This is a genomic window from Bacteroides sp. AN502(2024) (genome assembly GCF_041227145.1).
In the GTDB taxonomy this organism is placed as follows: domain Bacteria; phylum Bacteroidota; class Bacteroidia; order Bacteroidales; family Bacteroidaceae; genus Bacteroides.
On the sequence record NZ_JBGFSP010000003.1, the window covers coordinates 177,781 to 194,124 of the forward strand.

18 protein-coding genes and 2 tRNA genes are annotated in these 16,344 nt (G+C 41.3%); 9 read left to right on the forward strand and 11 right to left on the reverse strand.

Annotated features, from left to right (window positions below; translation table 11 throughout):
• The first annotated feature begins 61 nt into the window (after positions 1-61).
• The 3 genes from AB9N12_RS00740 to AB9N12_RS00750 are packed head-to-tail and all read left to right on the forward strand — an operon-like array spanning position 62 to position 2,344.
• Positions 62-793: an MBL fold metallo-hydrolase gene (locus AB9N12_RS00740; RefSeq protein WP_369889035.1), complete on the forward strand. Its 732-nt coding sequence runs from the start codon at positions 62-64 to the stop codon at positions 791-793.
• A 13-nt stretch (positions 794-806) separates the two neighbouring features.
• The gene (locus AB9N12_RS00745; RefSeq protein WP_369889036.1) at positions 807-1,952 is read left to right on the forward strand and encodes a DUF4468 domain-containing protein; all 1,146 of its coding nucleotides are present in this window, start codon (positions 807-809) and stop codon (positions 1,950-1,952) included.
• Between the two features lie 14 nt (positions 1,953-1,966).
• The gene (locus AB9N12_RS00750; protein ID WP_369889037.1) at positions 1,967-2,344 is read left to right on the forward strand and encodes a VOC family protein; all 378 of its coding nucleotides are present in this window, start codon (positions 1,967-1,969) and stop codon (positions 2,342-2,344) included.
• A gap of 193 nt (positions 2,345-2,537) precedes the next feature.
• Here AB9N12_RS00750 and AB9N12_RS00755 read toward each other — a convergent pair whose 3' ends face one another.
• Both AB9N12_RS00755 and AB9N12_RS00760 read right to left on the reverse strand, forming a co-directional pair.
• Positions 2,538-3,896, reverse strand: coding sequence for a transposase (locus AB9N12_RS00755; RefSeq protein WP_369889038.1), 1,359 nt, complete (start codon positions 3,894-3,896; stop codon positions 2,538-2,540).
• A gap of 538 nt (positions 3,897-4,434) precedes the next feature.
• The gene (locus AB9N12_RS00760) at positions 4,435-4,620 is read right to left on the reverse strand and encodes a hypothetical protein (RefSeq protein ID WP_022136515.1); all 186 of its coding nucleotides are present in this window, start codon (positions 4,618-4,620) and stop codon (positions 4,435-4,437) included.
• Between the two features lie 95 nt (positions 4,621-4,715).
• On the opposite strand from AB9N12_RS00760, the gene AB9N12_RS00765 reads away from it, so the two are divergent.
• Complete coding sequence (locus AB9N12_RS00765; protein WP_369889039.1) at positions 4,716-5,447, forward strand: class I SAM-dependent methyltransferase; 732 nt, start codon at positions 4,716-4,718, stop codon at positions 5,445-5,447.
• 168 nt (positions 5,448-5,615) lie between these two features.
• The gene (locus tag AB9N12_RS00770; RefSeq protein WP_369889040.1) at positions 5,616-6,974 is read left to right on the forward strand and encodes a transposase; all 1,359 of its coding nucleotides are present in this window, start codon (positions 5,616-5,618) and stop codon (positions 6,972-6,974) included.
• A 269-nt stretch (positions 6,975-7,243) separates the two neighbouring features.
• Here AB9N12_RS00770 and AB9N12_RS00775 read toward each other — a convergent pair.
• The 3 genes from AB9N12_RS00775 to AB9N12_RS00785 all read right to left on the reverse strand — a co-directional run bounded on the left by AB9N12_RS00775 (position 7,244) and on the right by AB9N12_RS00785 (position 8,313).
• A tRNA-Lys gene (locus AB9N12_RS00775) sits at positions 7,244-7,316 on the reverse strand.
• Positions 7,317-7,348: 32 nt separating this feature from the next.
• Positions 7,349-7,421 (reverse strand) — tRNA-Lys (locus tag AB9N12_RS00780).
• Between the two features lie 88 nt (positions 7,422-7,509).
• On the reverse strand, positions 7,510-8,313 hold the full coding sequence (locus AB9N12_RS00785) for an MBL fold metallo-hydrolase (RefSeq protein WP_369889041.1): 804 nt from the start codon (positions 8,311-8,313) through the stop codon (positions 7,510-7,512).
• 152 nt (positions 8,314-8,465) lie between these two features.
• Here AB9N12_RS00785 and AB9N12_RS00790 point away from each other — a divergent pair, with 152 nt between their 5' ends.
• Positions 8,466-8,888 carry a BT0820 family HAD-type phosphatase gene (locus AB9N12_RS00790; protein ID WP_369889042.1) on the forward strand — a complete coding sequence of 141 codons (423 nt, stop codon included), beginning with the start codon at positions 8,466-8,468 and terminating at the stop codon, positions 8,886-8,888.
• Between the two features lie 114 nt (positions 8,889-9,002).
• Here the strand turns inward: AB9N12_RS00790 and AB9N12_RS00795 are convergent, their stop codons facing one another.
• The gene (locus AB9N12_RS00795) at positions 9,003-9,251 is read right to left on the reverse strand and encodes a hypothetical protein (RefSeq protein WP_369892775.1); all 249 of its coding nucleotides are present in this window, start codon (positions 9,249-9,251) and stop codon (positions 9,003-9,005) included.
• A gap of 131 nt (positions 9,252-9,382) precedes the next feature.
• Between AB9N12_RS00795 and AB9N12_RS00800 the strand changes: the two genes are divergently transcribed.
• Together AB9N12_RS00800 and AB9N12_RS00805 are read left to right on the forward strand one after the other, a co-directional pair.
• Positions 9,383-9,832 carry a DoxX family protein gene (locus AB9N12_RS00800; protein ID WP_369889043.1) on the forward strand — a complete coding sequence of 150 codons (450 nt, stop codon included), beginning with the start codon at positions 9,383-9,385 and terminating at the stop codon, positions 9,830-9,832.
• 94 nt (positions 9,833-9,926) lie between these two features.
• A complete protein-coding gene (locus tag AB9N12_RS00805; protein ID WP_369889045.1) occupies positions 9,927-10,478 on the forward strand; it encodes a DUF3332 domain-containing protein in 552 nt (183 codons plus the stop codon).
• An 81-nt stretch (positions 10,479-10,559) separates the two neighbouring features.
• Here AB9N12_RS00805 and AB9N12_RS00810 read toward each other — a convergent pair whose 3' ends face one another.
• Positions 10,560-12,869: a BamA/TamA family outer membrane protein gene (locus AB9N12_RS00810; protein ID WP_369889046.1), complete on the reverse strand. Its 2,310-nt coding sequence runs from the start codon at positions 12,867-12,869 to the stop codon at positions 10,560-10,562.
• Positions 12,870-13,011: 142 nt separating this feature from the next.
• On the opposite strand from AB9N12_RS00810, the gene AB9N12_RS00815 reads away from it, so the two are divergent.
• Positions 13,012-13,776 carry a TrmH family RNA methyltransferase gene (locus AB9N12_RS00815; RefSeq protein WP_369889047.1) on the forward strand — a complete coding sequence of 255 codons (765 nt, stop codon included), beginning with the start codon at positions 13,012-13,014 and terminating at the stop codon, positions 13,774-13,776.
• Here AB9N12_RS00815 and AB9N12_RS00820 read toward each other — a convergent pair.
• The 4 genes from AB9N12_RS00820 to AB9N12_RS00835 all read right to left on the reverse strand — a co-directional run bounded on the left by AB9N12_RS00820 (position 13,727) and on the right by AB9N12_RS00835 (position 16,314).
• Complete coding sequence (locus AB9N12_RS00820) at positions 13,727-14,113, reverse strand: hypothetical protein (RefSeq protein ID WP_369889048.1); 387 nt, start codon at positions 14,111-14,113, stop codon at positions 13,727-13,729. The two genes, AB9N12_RS00815 and AB9N12_RS00820, sit on opposite strands and share 50 nt — an antisense overlap.
• Positions 14,114-14,118: 5 nt before the next feature.
• Positions 14,119-15,192, reverse strand: a complete 1,074-nt coding sequence (locus AB9N12_RS00825) for a DUF4296 domain-containing protein (RefSeq protein ID WP_369889049.1) — start codon at positions 15,190-15,192, stop codon at positions 14,119-14,121.
• Positions 15,182-15,838: a lipoprotein signal peptidase gene (locus AB9N12_RS00830; RefSeq protein WP_369889050.1), complete on the reverse strand. Its 657-nt coding sequence runs from the start codon at positions 15,836-15,838 to the stop codon at positions 15,182-15,184. The genes AB9N12_RS00825 and AB9N12_RS00830 overlap by 11 nt, the downstream gene beginning before the upstream one ends.
• 95 nt (positions 15,839-15,933) lie before the next feature.
• Entirely contained in the window at positions 15,934-16,314 is a 381-nt protein-coding gene (locus tag AB9N12_RS00835) for a TraR/DksA C4-type zinc finger protein (RefSeq protein ID WP_004295883.1), read from the reverse strand.
• Positions 16,315-16,344: the final 30 nt, after the last annotated feature.

Here is a 16,344-nt window from a genome sequence, read left to right on the forward strand (position 1 = left end):
TCGATTTTTCTTGGTAACTCCAACCAGAATACGTAATATTGCAGCTATAAATAGTCAGCTTATGACACTGGATTATATCTATCACAGCGGTTTCGCTATCGAAACAAAAGGGGTAACCGTTATCATCGATTACTACAAAGACTCTTCCGAAACGGAGCATAGCCGGGGAATCGTACATGATTATCTCCTGCAAAGGCCGGGTAAACTATATGTTTTGGCCACCCATTTCCATCCCGACCACTTTAACCGGGAGATATTGACCTGGAAAGAGCAACGCCCCGACATTCAATATATTTTCTCCAAAGATATCTTGAAGGCTCATCGTGCTAAATCCGAAGACGCTTTCTATATAAAAAAAGGAGAAACATACGAAGACGAGACCATCCGTATCGATGCCTTCGGGTCAACGGATGTCGGCAGTTCGTTCCTGCTTCACCTGCAAGATTGGAGTATTTTTCATGCCGGTGACTTGAACAACTGGCACTGGAGTGAGGAATCTACCGAAGAAGAGATCCGAAAAGCCAATGGTGATTTCCTCGCAGAAGTTAAATATTTAAAAGAAAAAACGCCTAACATCGATTTAGTACTATTCCCGGTGGACCGGAGAATAGGAAAAGATTACATGAAAGGGGCCAAACAGTTCATCGAACAAATAAAAACTACTATATTTGTGCCCATGCACTTCAGCGAAGATTATGAAGGGGGAAATGCGCTTCGTAGTTTTGCTGAAAATGCCGGATGCCGTTTCATCAGCATCACCCACCGGGGTGAAAGTTTTGAGATTACCAAATAAACACATGATAATTATGAATAAATTTACAATTCTGTTTCTTACCCTATTCCTTGCATTGCCGATGGCAATGAAGGCAGACTCTGCAAAAGAGAAGAAAGACGACACCAGGTACCTTGTAGGGGCTGTACCTGAAGTAGATGGCAAAGTAGTATTTTCCAAAGAGTTCCAGATTACCGGAATGAGTCAGGCACAAATCTACGACACAATGACAAAGTGGATGAATGAACGTCTGAAAGAAAATAAAAATATTGATAGCCGCATTGTTTTCTCTGACGAGGCAAAGGGGCTCATAGCCGGTGTTGGAGAAGAATGGATTGTTTTCAGTTCAAGCGCCCTGTCACTAGACCGTACACTGATCAATTATCAGATTACCGTTACCTGCAAATCCGGCAACTGCCTGGTAGAGCTTGAGAAAATCCGTTTCACTTACCGTGAAACAGAGAAATACAAAGCAGAAGAATGGATCACTGACAAATATGCGCTCAATAAAGCAAAGACCAAATTAGTGCGCGGACTGGCTAAATGGCGTAGAAAAACGGTAGACTTCGCAGATGATATGTTTATGGATGTAGCAGTAGCTTTCGGAGCACCTGATACCCGTCCGAAGAAAGAGAAAAAGAAGAAGGAAGAAGAGCAACCCAAACCATCAATCGTCACAGCCGCAGGGCCGGTTATCATCGGTGGAACCGATAAAAAGACGGATAGTAAAGTGACGACTGCCGCCCCCGCTCAGACCGCAGTTCCTGCAGTAACCCTCACTCCTGCTACACCGGCAGGCAAGGCTTCCGCAGACATGCCGGGTTATATAGAAATTGATTTGAAACAAATTCCGGGCGAAGTATATGCTTTAATGGGAAGCGGCAAATTAGTAATCAGTATTGGAAAAGATGAGTTCAACATGACCAATATGACTGCAAACGCAGGTGGTGCACTGGGTTATCAATCAGGAAAAGCTGTTGCATATTGCACACTCTCACCCGATCAACCTTATGACACCATAGAAAAGACAGACAGCTATACACTAAAACTGTATGCTCCGAACCAAACAACTCCTTCAGCTGTGATCGAATGTAAGAAAATGCTTTCACAAACCACTCCACAAGCCGGACAACCCCGTACTTATGTCGGAGAAATTGTGAAGCTCTTAATGAAAAAATAAGGGAAATTGCAACAATGGAAATAAAAGGTAAATTTGACCATTTTAATATCAACGTTACAAATCTGGAACGGAGTATCGCTTTTTATGAGAAAGCACTCGGTCTAAAAGAACATCATCGGAAAGAGGCATCCGACGGTTCGTTCACACTGGTCTACCTGACAGACAATGAAACGGGATTCCTGTTGGAATTGACATGGCTGAAAGATCATACCGCTCCATACGAACTGGGGGAAAATGAAAGCCATCTCTGTTTTCGTGTAGCCGGTGATTACGATGCAATCAGGTCTTATCACAAAGAAATGAATTGTGTATGTTTTGAGAACACTGCCATGGGGCTTTATTTCATTCATGACCCGGATGATTACTGGATTGAAATACTTCCACAGAAGTGATTCCATATAAAAAGGAATATTCAGTAAATGTTCCCCCCAAATACCATGGCATATGAAGATGATAGAGTATAATCACTTCATATGCCATTATTATTGTCATTTTTCTGTATATTCTCATATACTCTTATCTGACAAGACATGAAGTTCCGGAAGAAGTCTTCTGACCTCTTCTGATTCTTTCAGTAAACTCATATCATGCAGCTTTCCCCGTTCTGTTCCTGATCTTGTCAATCATCAGTATGGCATTTGCTGTATGTATTCCGAAGAAAATCCACAGGATTTCCGTCTTCTTGTTCCTTGCCTTTATCCTTGCGAGCGAGTAATGTTGCTTTTGAGTGCCGAAGCTTCCTTCAAGCCGTGTGGCCCTTTCTTTTGAGAGTTCGCTTCTAAGCACCTTCCTCAAAGGCTCATCTTTGCCCGCCCTTCCCTTGCGCACAAAGGATGTGGATATCCCATATTTAGTACAGAACTTTCTGTTGGCATTATTGGCATATATGGAATCGGCAGCCACACATCTTACCCTTACATTCATCAGCTTCTGCTGCATACGGATACAGTCCTTCAAGCGTATCCCCTCATTGAAAGCCTTGAACGAGAGGTGTTCGATGAACGATATGCCGTCTATCTGTATATTATTGACCTTTGCACCGAACTCGACGGACTTGGTTTCCTTGCCTCTGACGATGGGACGTACATAATGACGGTCGATGCTGATGATGCGGTCACTGACTTTTCGCCCTTCAAACATTTCCTTTTCCTGTACAAGCACCTTTCTGATGATGGAAAGACGCTTATGGTAATCCTGTGTATATCGGAGTAAAGCACCGTACTCGCTATGGAGCCCATCCCTTTGACTGAGGAGCTTTTCAAGAAGCTTGATCATACGGCGCTTAAGCATTCTTGTCCTTGAAGCTCTCCTCTTTCTTTTCTTGCAGTAGGACAGATAGGATTCCGCCACATTCCTGTATTTGTTGCGCGGACGCCTTATGCCCAGATCCCTGCAATGCCGGCATATATGACTGTAGAGCCATTCGATGCTTTCCCAAAGGAGTTTCATGTCCGTAGGAAAACGCATGTGGCTCTCATAGCATGTGGCATCGGTCATGCAGACGTGAAGGTTATCAAGATAAGGTTTCCAGTGTGAAGCCAGGAGCTCCTGGAAGGAATCAATGTCAAGGCGGGATGCTATCTCATTACGGATGGCACTGACTATCTTGAAGTTGGTTATGGGAAGGGACGGGGGGATCATGATGCCACAGAACATCTGGTAGTGTATGTTCCCGTTCAGATGTTCCACCAGTTTCCTGTCGGAGAATCCGGTGTATGCCTTCAGGACCATAAGGGCGATCTTTGCGGAAGGACTGAATATGTTCCTGCGGCCCAAACGTTGTTCAGACAGGCCTGCGGCTTTTGCCATACGATCAAATGGAAAGACCGAATGAAGCCTGCCAAGCTCACTCTCATGAAAACTCTTGCGGTATTTTTCCAGAATATCAAATTCTGTAAAGCCCAAAGTTGGGTGGATTTCTGAAATTTTTTGTATCTTAGCCATATCTTAGTTGGGGAATTTCCCCCGTTTGGGCCGTCAAACCTTGTTTTCGGGGGAATACCTAAAGATACTAAAAAACCAACTAATTCGCAATAATTTGTGTATGAATTAGTTGGCTCATTTTATAATATTTAATGAATGTCCCTAAAAAGAGAGGCTGTGCCGTAATCAAAGTTTATGGCGCAGCCTCCGTTTTATACGGCTTGATAGGAGCTATTCCCAGATAGAGCCTCTGTTTCATTCAAAATAGAGCCGCTGTTTCACTCAAATAGAGCCGCTGTTTTACCCAAATAGAGCCGCTATTCTGTTCATCTTACATATTGATGAAATTTAACCTGCAAATAAATAACCCTAAGTCTGCGTGTCACCTGCTTTTGCCTACCCGGCCAACCTGAAAGCACTAAATACACTCCCTCCTACTCACAGCATATTCCTGCAAGGGATGACATTTCCTGCTTTCAGCCGCTATCTTCCTCTGTCAAGGCGTTTGCAAATAAAACTGAAACGACTGAAACCGGATAAGTCTTCAATATAACAACCTTTATTTTTTATGCCGGTTCGCTCTTTTCTTCCGGATATCCGCTTTCATCTTCGCTGCACCCGAACCATGCTGTCCGCGAATATACGTCGCTTTTTTCGCTTTCGTCTTCACCTTTTCCTCTTCTTTGGGCTTATCTTTCTTACCTTTAAAAACGATGCCACCCATGATTGCTTCTTCTATACTCATATAATGCTTTATTAGTATTCAACATTTCCGATGGCAAAGATAACCCTTTTCCGCGGATTTATTTATCTTTGCAAAGACAACAATCGTAACCACCAATGGCAACAACAATTCTTTCTGCAGAAAAGGACCCGATGGGAGCCGCTATTTCTGACTATTTCAACCATCACAGTGCTGATCGTTTGCGGGTATTTTCTTCTCAGTTCGAAGAAGATGAAATCCCCGTCAAAGAGCTGTTTCGTAATATACGGTCTATGCCTATGCTAGAGCGTACCGCCCTACAAATGGCTACCGGACGGATTTTGGATGTAGGTGCCGGAAGCGGTTGCCATGCGCTCGCACTCCAGGAAATAGGGAAAGATGTATGTGCCATTGATATTTCTCCACTATCTGTCGAAGTAATGAAACAACGCGGAGTGAACGATCCCCGCCTCGTCAACCTTTTTGATGAAACATTTTCCGAAACATTCGATACGATCCTAATGCTCATGAATGGTTCCGGAATAATCGGACGACTGAACAACATGCCCGGATTCTTCCAACGGATGAAACGTATTCTCCGCCCCGGTGGATGCATACTTATGGATTCGAGCGATTTGCGTTATCTTTTTGAGGAGGAAGACGGTAGCATAGTCATCGACCTGGCCGGAGACTATTACGGAGAGATTGACTTTCAAATGCAGTATAAAGATATAAAAGGAGACACATTCGACTGGTTATATGTAGATTTCCAGACTCTTAGTTTATATGCTTCCGAATGTGGTTTTAAGGCAGAATTGATAAAAGAAGGAAAGCATTACGATTATCTGGTTAAACTTAGCATTGCTTGAAAAGACATCCTCATATAGTGACGGTAGGGACATTCATTAAATATTATAAAATGAGCCAACTAATTCATACACAAATTATTGCGAATTAGTTGGCTTTTTAGTATCTTTAGGTATTCCCCCGAAAACAAGGTTTGACGGCCCAAACGGGGGAAATTCCCCAACTAAGATATGGCTAAGATAGAAAAAATTTCAGAAATCCACCCAACTTTGGGCTTTACAGAATTTGATATTCTGGAAAAATACCGCAAGAGTTTTCATGAGAGTGAGCTTGGCAGGCTTCATTCGGTCTTTCCATTTGATCGTATGGCAAAAGCCGCAGGCCTGTCTGAACAACGTTTGGGCCGCAGGAACATATTCAGTCCTTCCGCAAAGATCGCCCTTATGGTCCTGAAGGCATACACCGGATTCTCCGACAGGAAACTGTTGGAACATCTGAACGGGAACATACACTACCAGATGTTCTGTGGAATCATGATCCCCCCGTCCCTTCCCATAACCAACTTCAAGATAGTCAGTGGCATCCGTAATGAGATAGCATCCCGCCTTGACATTGATTCCTTCCAGGAGATCCTGGCTTCACACTGGAAACCTTATCTTGATAACCTTCACGTCTGCATGACCGATGCCACATGCTATGAGAGCCACATGCGTTTTCCTACGGACATGAAACTCCTTTGGGAAAGCATCGAATGGCTCTACAGGCATATATGCCGGCATTGCAGGGATCTGGGCATAAGGCGTCCGCGCAACAAATACAGGAATGTGGCGGAATCCTATCTGTCCTACTGCAAGAAAAGAAAGAGGAGAGCTTCAAGGACAAGAATGCTTAAGCGCCGTATGATCAAGCTTCTTGAAAAGCTCCTCAGTCAAAGGGATGGGCTCCATAGCGAGTACGGTGCTTTACTCCGATATACACAGGATTACCATAAGCGTCTTTCCATCATCAGAAAGGTGCTTGTACAGGAAAAGGAAATGTTTGAAGGGCGAAAAGTCAGTGACCGCATCATAAGCATCGACCGTCATTATGTACGTCCCATCGTCAGAGGCAAGGAAACCAAGTCCGTCGAGTTCGGTGCAAAGGTCAATAATATACAGATAGACGGCATATCGTTCATCGAACACCTCTCGTTCAAGGCTTTCAATGAGGGGATACGCTTGAAGGACTGTATCCGTATGCAGCAGAAGCTGATGAATGTAAGGGTAAGATGTGTGGCTGCCGATTCCATATATGCCAATAATGCCAACAGAAAGTTCTGTACTAAATATGGGATATCCACATCCTTTGTGCGCAAGGGAAGGGAGGGCAAAGATGAGCCTTTGAGGAAGCTGCTTAGAAGCGAACTCTCAAAAGAAAGGGCCACACGGCTTGAAGGAAGCTTCGGCACTCAAAAGCAACATTACTCGCTCCCAAGGATAAAGGCAAGGAACAAGAAGACGGAAATCCTGTGGATTTTCTTCGGAATACATACAGCAAATGCCATACTGATGATTGACAAGATCAGGAACAGAACGGGGAAAGCTGCATGATATGAGTTTACTGAAAGAATCAGAAGAGGTCAGAAGACTTCTTCCGGAACTTAATGTCTTGTCAGATAAGAGTATATGAGAATATACAGAAAAATGACAATAATAATGGCATATGAAGTGATTATACTCTATCATCTTCATATGCCATGGTATTTGGGGGGAACATTTACTGAATATTCCGACGGTAGATACAATATAACAAACAGCCAGCCGGGTATTCTTCTGTGTAAACCAACAAAATAAGGAGGCAAAAACCTCCTTATTCTTAGTACACCCTCAGGGATTCGAACCCTGGACCCACTGATTAAGAGTCAGTTGCTCTACCAACTGAGCTAAGAGTGCATTATTTTATTTTCATTGCAACCTTGAATTTGTACACCCTCAGGGATTCGAACCCTGGACCCACTGATTAAGAGTCAGTTGCTCTACCAACTGAGCTAAGAGTGCATCATTCCTCATTTGCGGTTGCAAAAGTAGGTCTTTTATTTTATTTTACCAAACAATCATGCCGCTTTTTTACTATCTTTTTTCGTCTTTATTCGAAGACATAAAGCTCAGAAGGCGTATTTCGTTTTAAAGCAAGCAGTTGCACATCCTTGCCTACAATAACGCCTTTGCTCTTTAATTTCCATTCCACCGTCTTATAAGCTAGCTCCGGGTGATTATTATCCTTACTTAAATGGCATAACCAGATATATCGCAAATGTTCAGTGATATGTTCTGCCAAAAACTCTGCTGTATCAGAGTTACTCATGTGACCGGTTTTACTTGAAATCCGCTCCTTCAAATATTTGGGATAAGCTCCCATTTTGAGCATTTCCTCATCATAGTTAGCTTCAAGTATCAGATAATGGGCCTTACTAATATAATGAGCAGCTGTAGGAGTAATCTCTCCAAGGTCAGTCAAAAAAGAAAAGACCTTACCGTCAATTTCAATGCAATATCCCACATTGTCCGTTCCATCATGTGGCACCTCAAAAGACTCAATGCGAAAATCTTCCAATATCATAGGCTCTTGCTTTTCCAGATAACGAACTGACGAGCTAAGCTTCTCCATCATACAATAGCTACGATTAATTCCCGCATGAATACGTGCGGTTGTATAAATGGGAATATTCATTTTTTCTCCCAGATTACCCACAGCTTTAATATGGTCAGCATGATCGTGCGTTATAAATACTGCGCGAATACTATCCATCAGGATATTATAATCTTTCAGTGTCTTTTTGATCGTACGTATGCCTATTCCGGCATCTATCAGTATTCCATAAGTTTCAGTGCCCAGATAATAGCAGTTCCCACTACTGCCACTCGCCAGGCTTATAAATTTTACCTTCATGTTTTATCCTTTTTATTAAAAAGCAAAATGCCGTCAACTTTTGCAGCAAAGTGACGGCAAATATACGCAAAAAAGAAATGTTAATTTGAGACAAAGATACGTTTTTTTTGCTTACTGTCTGTATCTTTGTTCCAAATTAGGTAATTAAAACTATGATTATAGCTGTTGATTTTGACGGAACGATTGTAGAACATCGTTATCCGCGCATTGGTGAAGAGATTCCATTCGCTATTGAAACATTGAAGTTATTGCAACAAGAAAAGCATCGTTTAATACTATGGAGTGTACGTGAAGGAGAACTTCTGGACGAAGCTGTCGAATGGTGTAAAGCCAGAGGTTTAGAATTTTATGCGGTCAATAAGGACTATCCTGAAGAGCAGAAAGACCATCAGGGATTCTCCCGGAAGTTGAAAGCCGATATATTCATCGATGACCGGAATCTGGGTGGTTTGCCGGACTGGGGAGTCATTTATGAAATGATTAAAGGGAAAAAGACATTTGCAGAGATCTATAGCCAAAACGAAGAAGAGGAAAAAACATCCTTGAAAAAGAAGAAAAGATGGTTGCCTTTTTAGGAAGCAAATACATATCAAACCAGCAAAGAATAGATGATGCACTCCTATCTGACATGATTAGAGTGCATTTTTATATTCATAAACAACTATCACTCAACATGAAATCACCAATTACTACGATTCTTTGTTTTCCCACTTTTCTCTAAACTCCCACAGTTGCTCAATAGTGGGATGAAATGTTGAATTTTCCCAGTTTCTGGAAATCATTGTAATCAAAGACTCCAAATACGATTTACCATCAATAATTGTAGTACATTTATTAATCTGAAACTTTTCTGTTGGATAATTCTTTGTCTCAATCATCTTTTTTGCCCAGTTCAATAATTCCTGAACAGATTCATTATCATAAGTATGTTGTATCATATCTTTAGAATTTTCCACAAAGATACAAACTTTATTTATTCATAAAGTAATAATTTTGCTATCAATAAAGAAACAATCCATGATTTTTTATGTTTATATAAATAGAGATAAACTTAAAAATAGAATGACTTATGATTTATAATTTTTTATTTCCCACCAAATCGAATACAACGAAAGTGTCTTTGTTGCTATTGGCTGTCCGGATCATCTTCGGCATATTATTAATGAATCATGGTATCCAAAAATGGAGTAACTTTCAGGAGATGTCAGCTGTATTTCCTGATCCGCTTGGAATAGGAAGTCCCCTATCTCTCGGATTAGCAATTTTTGGTGAACTTGTATGTTCGATAGCATTTATCATCGGATTCTTGTATCGCTTGGCAATGATCCCGATGATTTTCACCATGATGGTAGCCTTTTTTGTAGTTCATGCAAATGACGTGTTTGCGGTTAAAGAACTAGCCTTCATATATTTAGTCGTATTCATATTGATGTATATTGCCGGTCCCGGTAAATTTTCAATAGACCATATCATAGGAAACAAATTATCACGACGGAAATCAAGAGCATACAAAAATTAGAAATAATATCCCCGAGAACTTAAAAATCCGTATATTTGCATACACATTAAGAAATAATTTATTAATATTATTCATTAACCAAAAACATTTTAACATGAAAAGAGGGAAGCTGACTTTAGTCGCAGTAGTACTTAGCGGTAGCTTATTATTCAGTTCTTGTGTAGGATCATTCGCCTTATTCAATCGCCTGTCTTCCTGGAATCAATCAGTTGGAAACAAATTTGTAAACGAACTTGTATTCCTTGCTTTCAACATTGTTCCGGTTTATGGTGTAGCTTACCTGGCTGATGCTTTAGTGATCAATTCTATCGAGTTCTGGAGTGGGTCCAATCCGATGGCTAATGTAGGTGATGTAAAGAAAGTGAAAGGAGAAAACGGCAACTACATGGTGAAAACTCTTGAGAATGGATATTCCATTACTAAAGAGGGCGAAACTGCTTCAATGGACTTGATCTACAACAAAGAAGCCAACACATGGAACGTCGTTGCAAACGGTGAAAGCGCTGAATTGGTAAAAATAAACAATGACGGCACTGCTGATTTGTTCTTGCCGAACGGTGAAAAGATGAATGTAACTCTGGATGCTCAAGGTATGCTCGCAGCACGCCAGGCTACAATGAGCAATCTGATGTTTGCCGCACGCTAAAAATAAAAGCAAATACGAAGGAGATGAAGCTCGATATGCAGTTTCATCTCCTTTTTGTAAGAGCAAATTACAAATGGCTGATTAGAAAGGATATCCCACAGCAAAATGGAAGGCAAAGTCACGACTGAATTTAGGATGAATGATGGGGAAATGGTCCTTCCTCGTTTCATAAGCGGGATTGACAGCTTTCATTCCTCCGTCAAAACGCAGAATAAAGAAATCCAAATCCAAGCGGAGACCTAATCCGTAGGCCACTGCTATTTGCTTATAAAACTCGTCAAACTTGAACACTCCTCCCGGTTGATTGGCATAACTCCGAATGGTCCAAATATTACCGGCATCAATAAATACCGCCCCCTGCAATTTCCAGAATAACTTGCTTCGGTATTCAATACTGGCATCCAGTTTAATATCTCCGGATTGATCGAGTAAATTTCCATTTCCTGCAAAAGAACCCGGTCCCAAGTCGCGAACACTCCATCCACGGACACTATTGGCTCCACCGGAAAAATATTGTTTCTCAAACGGAATGGTCTTCGCATTTCCATAGGGTACAGCTACTCCTATACCGGCATGAAACGCAAAAGAGTTGCGATAATCGATTCTGATATTCTTAGCAAAATCAAACTCCCCCTTCAGATATTGGGCATAAGGAATTCCTAGAATAGCATATTCACCATTACTGTTCTTCCGGATGTTTGCAGCCTTTGACAGAGCATACATTACATTTCCCGCCGATTCGAAATTAAAACGGATAGAGTATGAATTAGAAGCAATCGTATTATTGATAATCGATCCTCCCACGCTATTATAATTATAGCTATATCCCATATTTATAATCAGCCGGTCCTGATAATTATACTGGAATATATGGTTCTGTCCTTTATTAATATAATCCTCTCTAAACCTGTCAGAGATACGAGGCAAATACAAAAAAGCGATATTAATCAAATCAATACGGTGTTGTATCTTATGACGTCGTGTCCACTTGTAGCTCCAGTTGGCAGAAGCCATCGTACGAAGGAATTCCGGGCGCAACTGATAATTATACTGCAAACCAAACTCCGTTGTCGCCCTGATTTTCCGTTTAAAATCAGAGGAGATGAAAGGAAACAGGAAATTAGGAAAATTGATACTCGATTCCACTCCGTACTCTGTATAGTTATTATTCGAATAACCTGCCTGAAGTCCGGAAATGACTTCATACGCTCCACGGAATTTTATCATAAAAGTTTCCGATCCGCGAAAAAGGTTCCTGTTCTGGAAAGAGACGGAAGCTGCCGCTCCCAAGTCACCGGCAGAATTAGTTCCCTCTACCTCAAAAGCCACTGATTTATGTTTGCTCTTGGTCAACATCACATAGCAATCGAGCATCGTTGAATCTCCTATTTGAGTCTCAATAAAACGGATATTCGTATATTTCAATGCCGACAAACGTCCAAAACTGGAATAGGTCTGCTGTACATCCCGCTCGTTATACAGATCGCCGGAAGCAAACCGAAGGTTATCTGTAAGAACTTTAGGACGTAAATAGAGTTTATCCTTATAGTAAATCGGATATCCCTTATAATGCACCGAATCATTGATGTCCACACTACTCATTGCCGAGGAGTGCAAAACATCATAATCCGTAATAAAATTAATCTTATTGATCCAATATTGCCGATGTGCTCTTGCCGAATCACTCGCGTGAGCTTTATACATTTGCAAATGTTGAGTCAGGTCTACATTATAAGTATTACGAACGGTATCGGCAATATATCCGATATAGTCCTTATTAAATTTATAGTAACCATTCTGAAGTAACTTATTCGTGATGCGTTGCCTGTCCATATCCAATACATTCACATCAAAATACATGCCTTCTTTCAGCAAACTGCTGGCAGAATCCTGTTTGAGAAGCGCGGCTATTTTAGGGTCATAAATATCATATTTAATAGATTTAACGACGTATGGCTTACCTGCCGTTACATCATAATAGACTTTGATCTTTTTCTTTTTTACTTTGGTCGAACGTTTCACTGTCGCTGCCATATATCCCATATTATGCACAGCCTTAGTGATCTCTTCTTCAGAGCGTTGAGCTTCATCCTCGCTATATATTACGGGAGCATCCCCTATTCTTCTCAATAACTTATTCCCCCATTTTGTCGAATCACGCCCAGCCAAATTGTATACATAAAGTTGGGTCTTTATCAGACTGAACCACTTGGCATTAGGATTTTGGCGAATATACATACGCAAGGAAGAAGGCCGTATATCTTTTTGGTCCGTACGAATTTTAACTTCATCCAGCAGATAAGATCCATCCGGCACAAACTTTGTGGTAGTACACGAAGCAAGCGACAAGACAGCAACAGAAGCAAGCAAATAAAGAAAATTTCTCCTCATACGGTTTTACGTCGATAGTATGAAAAATGCGCTTACAAAGATAAATTATATTTTCCGACGGAGAAAATAATTTAAGAAAAAGAGAGGTAAGTAAGGATAGATTGGAAATATCTTTATAGCTTTGCAGAAGAATATCAAATCTATGGCATCATTAAGTAAAAACAAAATAAAGTATATCCGCTCGCTGGAACTGAAGAAAATACGTAAAGAAGAGCGGGTATTTCTGGCTGAAGGTCCCAAATTGGTAGGTGATTTACTCGGACATTTTCCCTGTCGCTTTTTAGCAGCCACACCCTCCTGGCTTCAGGAGCATCCGGGTACTGATGCAAGTGAACTGGTAGAAGTTTCACAGGATGATCTTTCACGGGCCAGCTTATTGAAAACTCCCCAACAGGTACTTGCCATTTTCGAACAACCACAATATACACTGGATACGGAATCGGTCCGCCAATCGCTTTGTCTTGCATTGGATGATGTGCAAGATCCCGGGAATCTGGGCACCATTATCCGTTTGGCCGACTGGTTTGGCATCGGACATATTATCTGCTCGCAGAATACGGTAGATGTATATAACCCCAAGACCATACAGGCCACGATGGGAGGAATCGCCCGGGTGAAAGTACATTATACTTCTCTCCCCGATTTTATCCGGTCGCTCGGAGATATTCCTGTGTTCGGAACGTTTCTGAATGGAAAAAACATGTATGAACAACCATTGTCGCCCAATGGCTTGATAGTAATGGGAAATGAAGGGAATGGCATAGGAAAAGAAGTAGCCGCATTAATCAACCGAAAATTATATATCCCCAATTACCCGGCAGGTCAAGAGACATCCGAGTCACTGAATGTAGCCATTGCTACCGCAGTAATCTGTGCCGAGTTCCGTCGACAGGCTGCATGGAAGTAAAATCAAAAGGATAAAATAAATAAGGGAATAACGATTTCCCCTTCTTTTCTGCTTCCTGCAGATACTCATAAAAACATTGGGAAGATTGATTCGAAACATTGGGAAGATTGATTTGAAACATTGGGAGATTTTTTAAAAACCTCCCAATGTTTTTTATTTCTTCTATCTGACTTTCAGAAAGCAACGCAATCACTCCCGGTATCCATTCAACCGATTCAATCTCTTCGGTCAACGGGAATACACCGCGAACAACTCCTCCGTCAGCAATCTCCACCACCTGCTGCTTCATAACTCCAACAGCAGGTATCAGCAAATAATGAGAAGCAAAACGTTTCATTACAATCAGTTGTTTGAACGTCTTTGCTGCTGCCTGCGTTGATTCATCCGGCGTTCCTTTCTTTGCTCTATCCGTTCTTTTTGGATATGCTGTTCCACCTGAATCTGCTCCGGTTTCTTCTCACGATGAGTTCCCGTACGACGACGGTTCATCTCTTCCGGTGTCAGACGCTGTATATCATCTTTGTTCTTATCTACAATCTTATGTAAAGAGTCGGCAGTTTCTTTAGTAACTATCTTTTTCAAAGAATCCGCTTCCAATGCCTTTATCTTATTCAAAGAATCGCGTACGGCAAACTCAAGCGTATCCGTACAATGATAACGAGTCATCCTGAAACGGTCAGCTAATACTGCTCCACCCTTCTCTTGGCTGTTCTTCGGATAATAAATGAAACCTTTTATTTCTTTTATCGGACCTAATGTGTCTGCAAATAAACGAATCTGTTGCACACCCGGTTCAGTCACCGTTTTCCAATGATGGATCGTATCTTTCTCATAAATCACCTGCATGGCCATAGTGACACCTCTTAAAGAGTCGGCAAGCATCGGCTCCAGGAAACGATACCACACTTCCCATACCAGCGTATCCCGGTCTTTGTAGTTAGAGTCGGTCGGCAAAGTAAATACATATTGATTATCCATCCTTTCACCAGTCAACCGTATCATACGCTGCCACGGCCAGACATCGATGCTATCCCCCGGCTTGGTCATTTTCGGTTTCTTATCACGCTTGGCTATCAGGTCACCAACAAGTTCCTGTTCATCTTTCAAGCGTTTTTTCACCTTCTCATAAATTTTCGATAAAATCTCTGTGTTACGGGTATACCAAACCATGGATGAATCAAATACAGCTTGTGTAGTCCCATATTTCTTAAAAACGGCGTCTATATACAATGCCTTCTTATAGTTCTCGCTATAAGGCAAATTATCTCCCATAGACTTTGCCAGATGATAATCATATAGCAAATCCTCCATCTTCGATTCCGAGATTACATCACTGGGCCTTTTCACTTTACACCCGGCTATTGCAAAAGCGAACATGCAGATGAGACACAGATGAAACCGAAATTTACTTTTCATGATCCGTAGCTTCCTTTTTATCTTTATCCAGCGAATGATAGGATTCATTCAAATATTTACTATAAAAAAGTAACAAGGCAATGATACCACAACTGATAGCGGTATCTGCAAAATTAAAGATCGGACTAAAGAATATAAAATGCTCTCCGCCCACAAACGGCATCCATGTAGGCCAATTTGTATCTATAATCGGAAAATAGAACATATCCACCACTTTTCCATAAAACCAGGTAGAATATCCACCGCCTTCGGGCATAAAGCTGGCAATCTGCGAATGAGTGCTTTCATTGAAGAAAACTCCATAGCACACACTGTCTATGATATTTCCTAAAGCACCGGTCAGAATAAGAGCCACACAGACAATATAACCTGTTTTGAACCCTTTCTTTATTATCTTATAAAGATACCATCCTATCAATGTCACCGCAACAATACGGAATGTTGTCAGGAACAGCTTGCCGAAAATTTCCATGCCAAAAGCCATTCCGTTATTTTCGGTGAAATAGATATAAAACCAATCTGTCACACGTATACTTTCATGCCAGTACATGTGAGTTTTAATCCAGATTTTTATGATCTGGTCAATAATCAATACAGAAAAGATAACGAACAGAGCAATTCTTCCCTTTGTGAATAGTTTCTTCATTGTTTATTATAAGTTAAACATAACGAGCTACAAGTGCCGTGCGTAAACTCTGCGCAGCTACTTATAGCCCGTTACCTGTAGCCCATTGCTATCTGTTATTTTTTACCACTGTTCTTTGCTTCAATGCTTAACGTAGCATGAGGAACAGCACGCAGACGTTCTGCCGGAATCAACTTTCCGGTTTCACGACAGATGCCGTATGTTTTATTCTCAATACGTACCAAAGCAGCTTGTAACCCTTGGATAAACTTCAACTGACGTTGTGCCAGGCGGGTTGTCTCTTCCTTGGAAAGCGTATTGGCTCCTTCTTCCAACACTTTATACGTAGGAGATGTATCATCGGTATCATTACCATCCAGTCCCATTAAACTTTTTTTCAACTGTTCATAGTCGCGCTGTGCCAATTCCAGTTTCTCCATAATAATGGCGCGGAATTCCTCGAGTTCCGCATCCGAATATCTAGTCTTTTCTGCCATAACTTTACAATTTTAAAGGTTAATCAATTA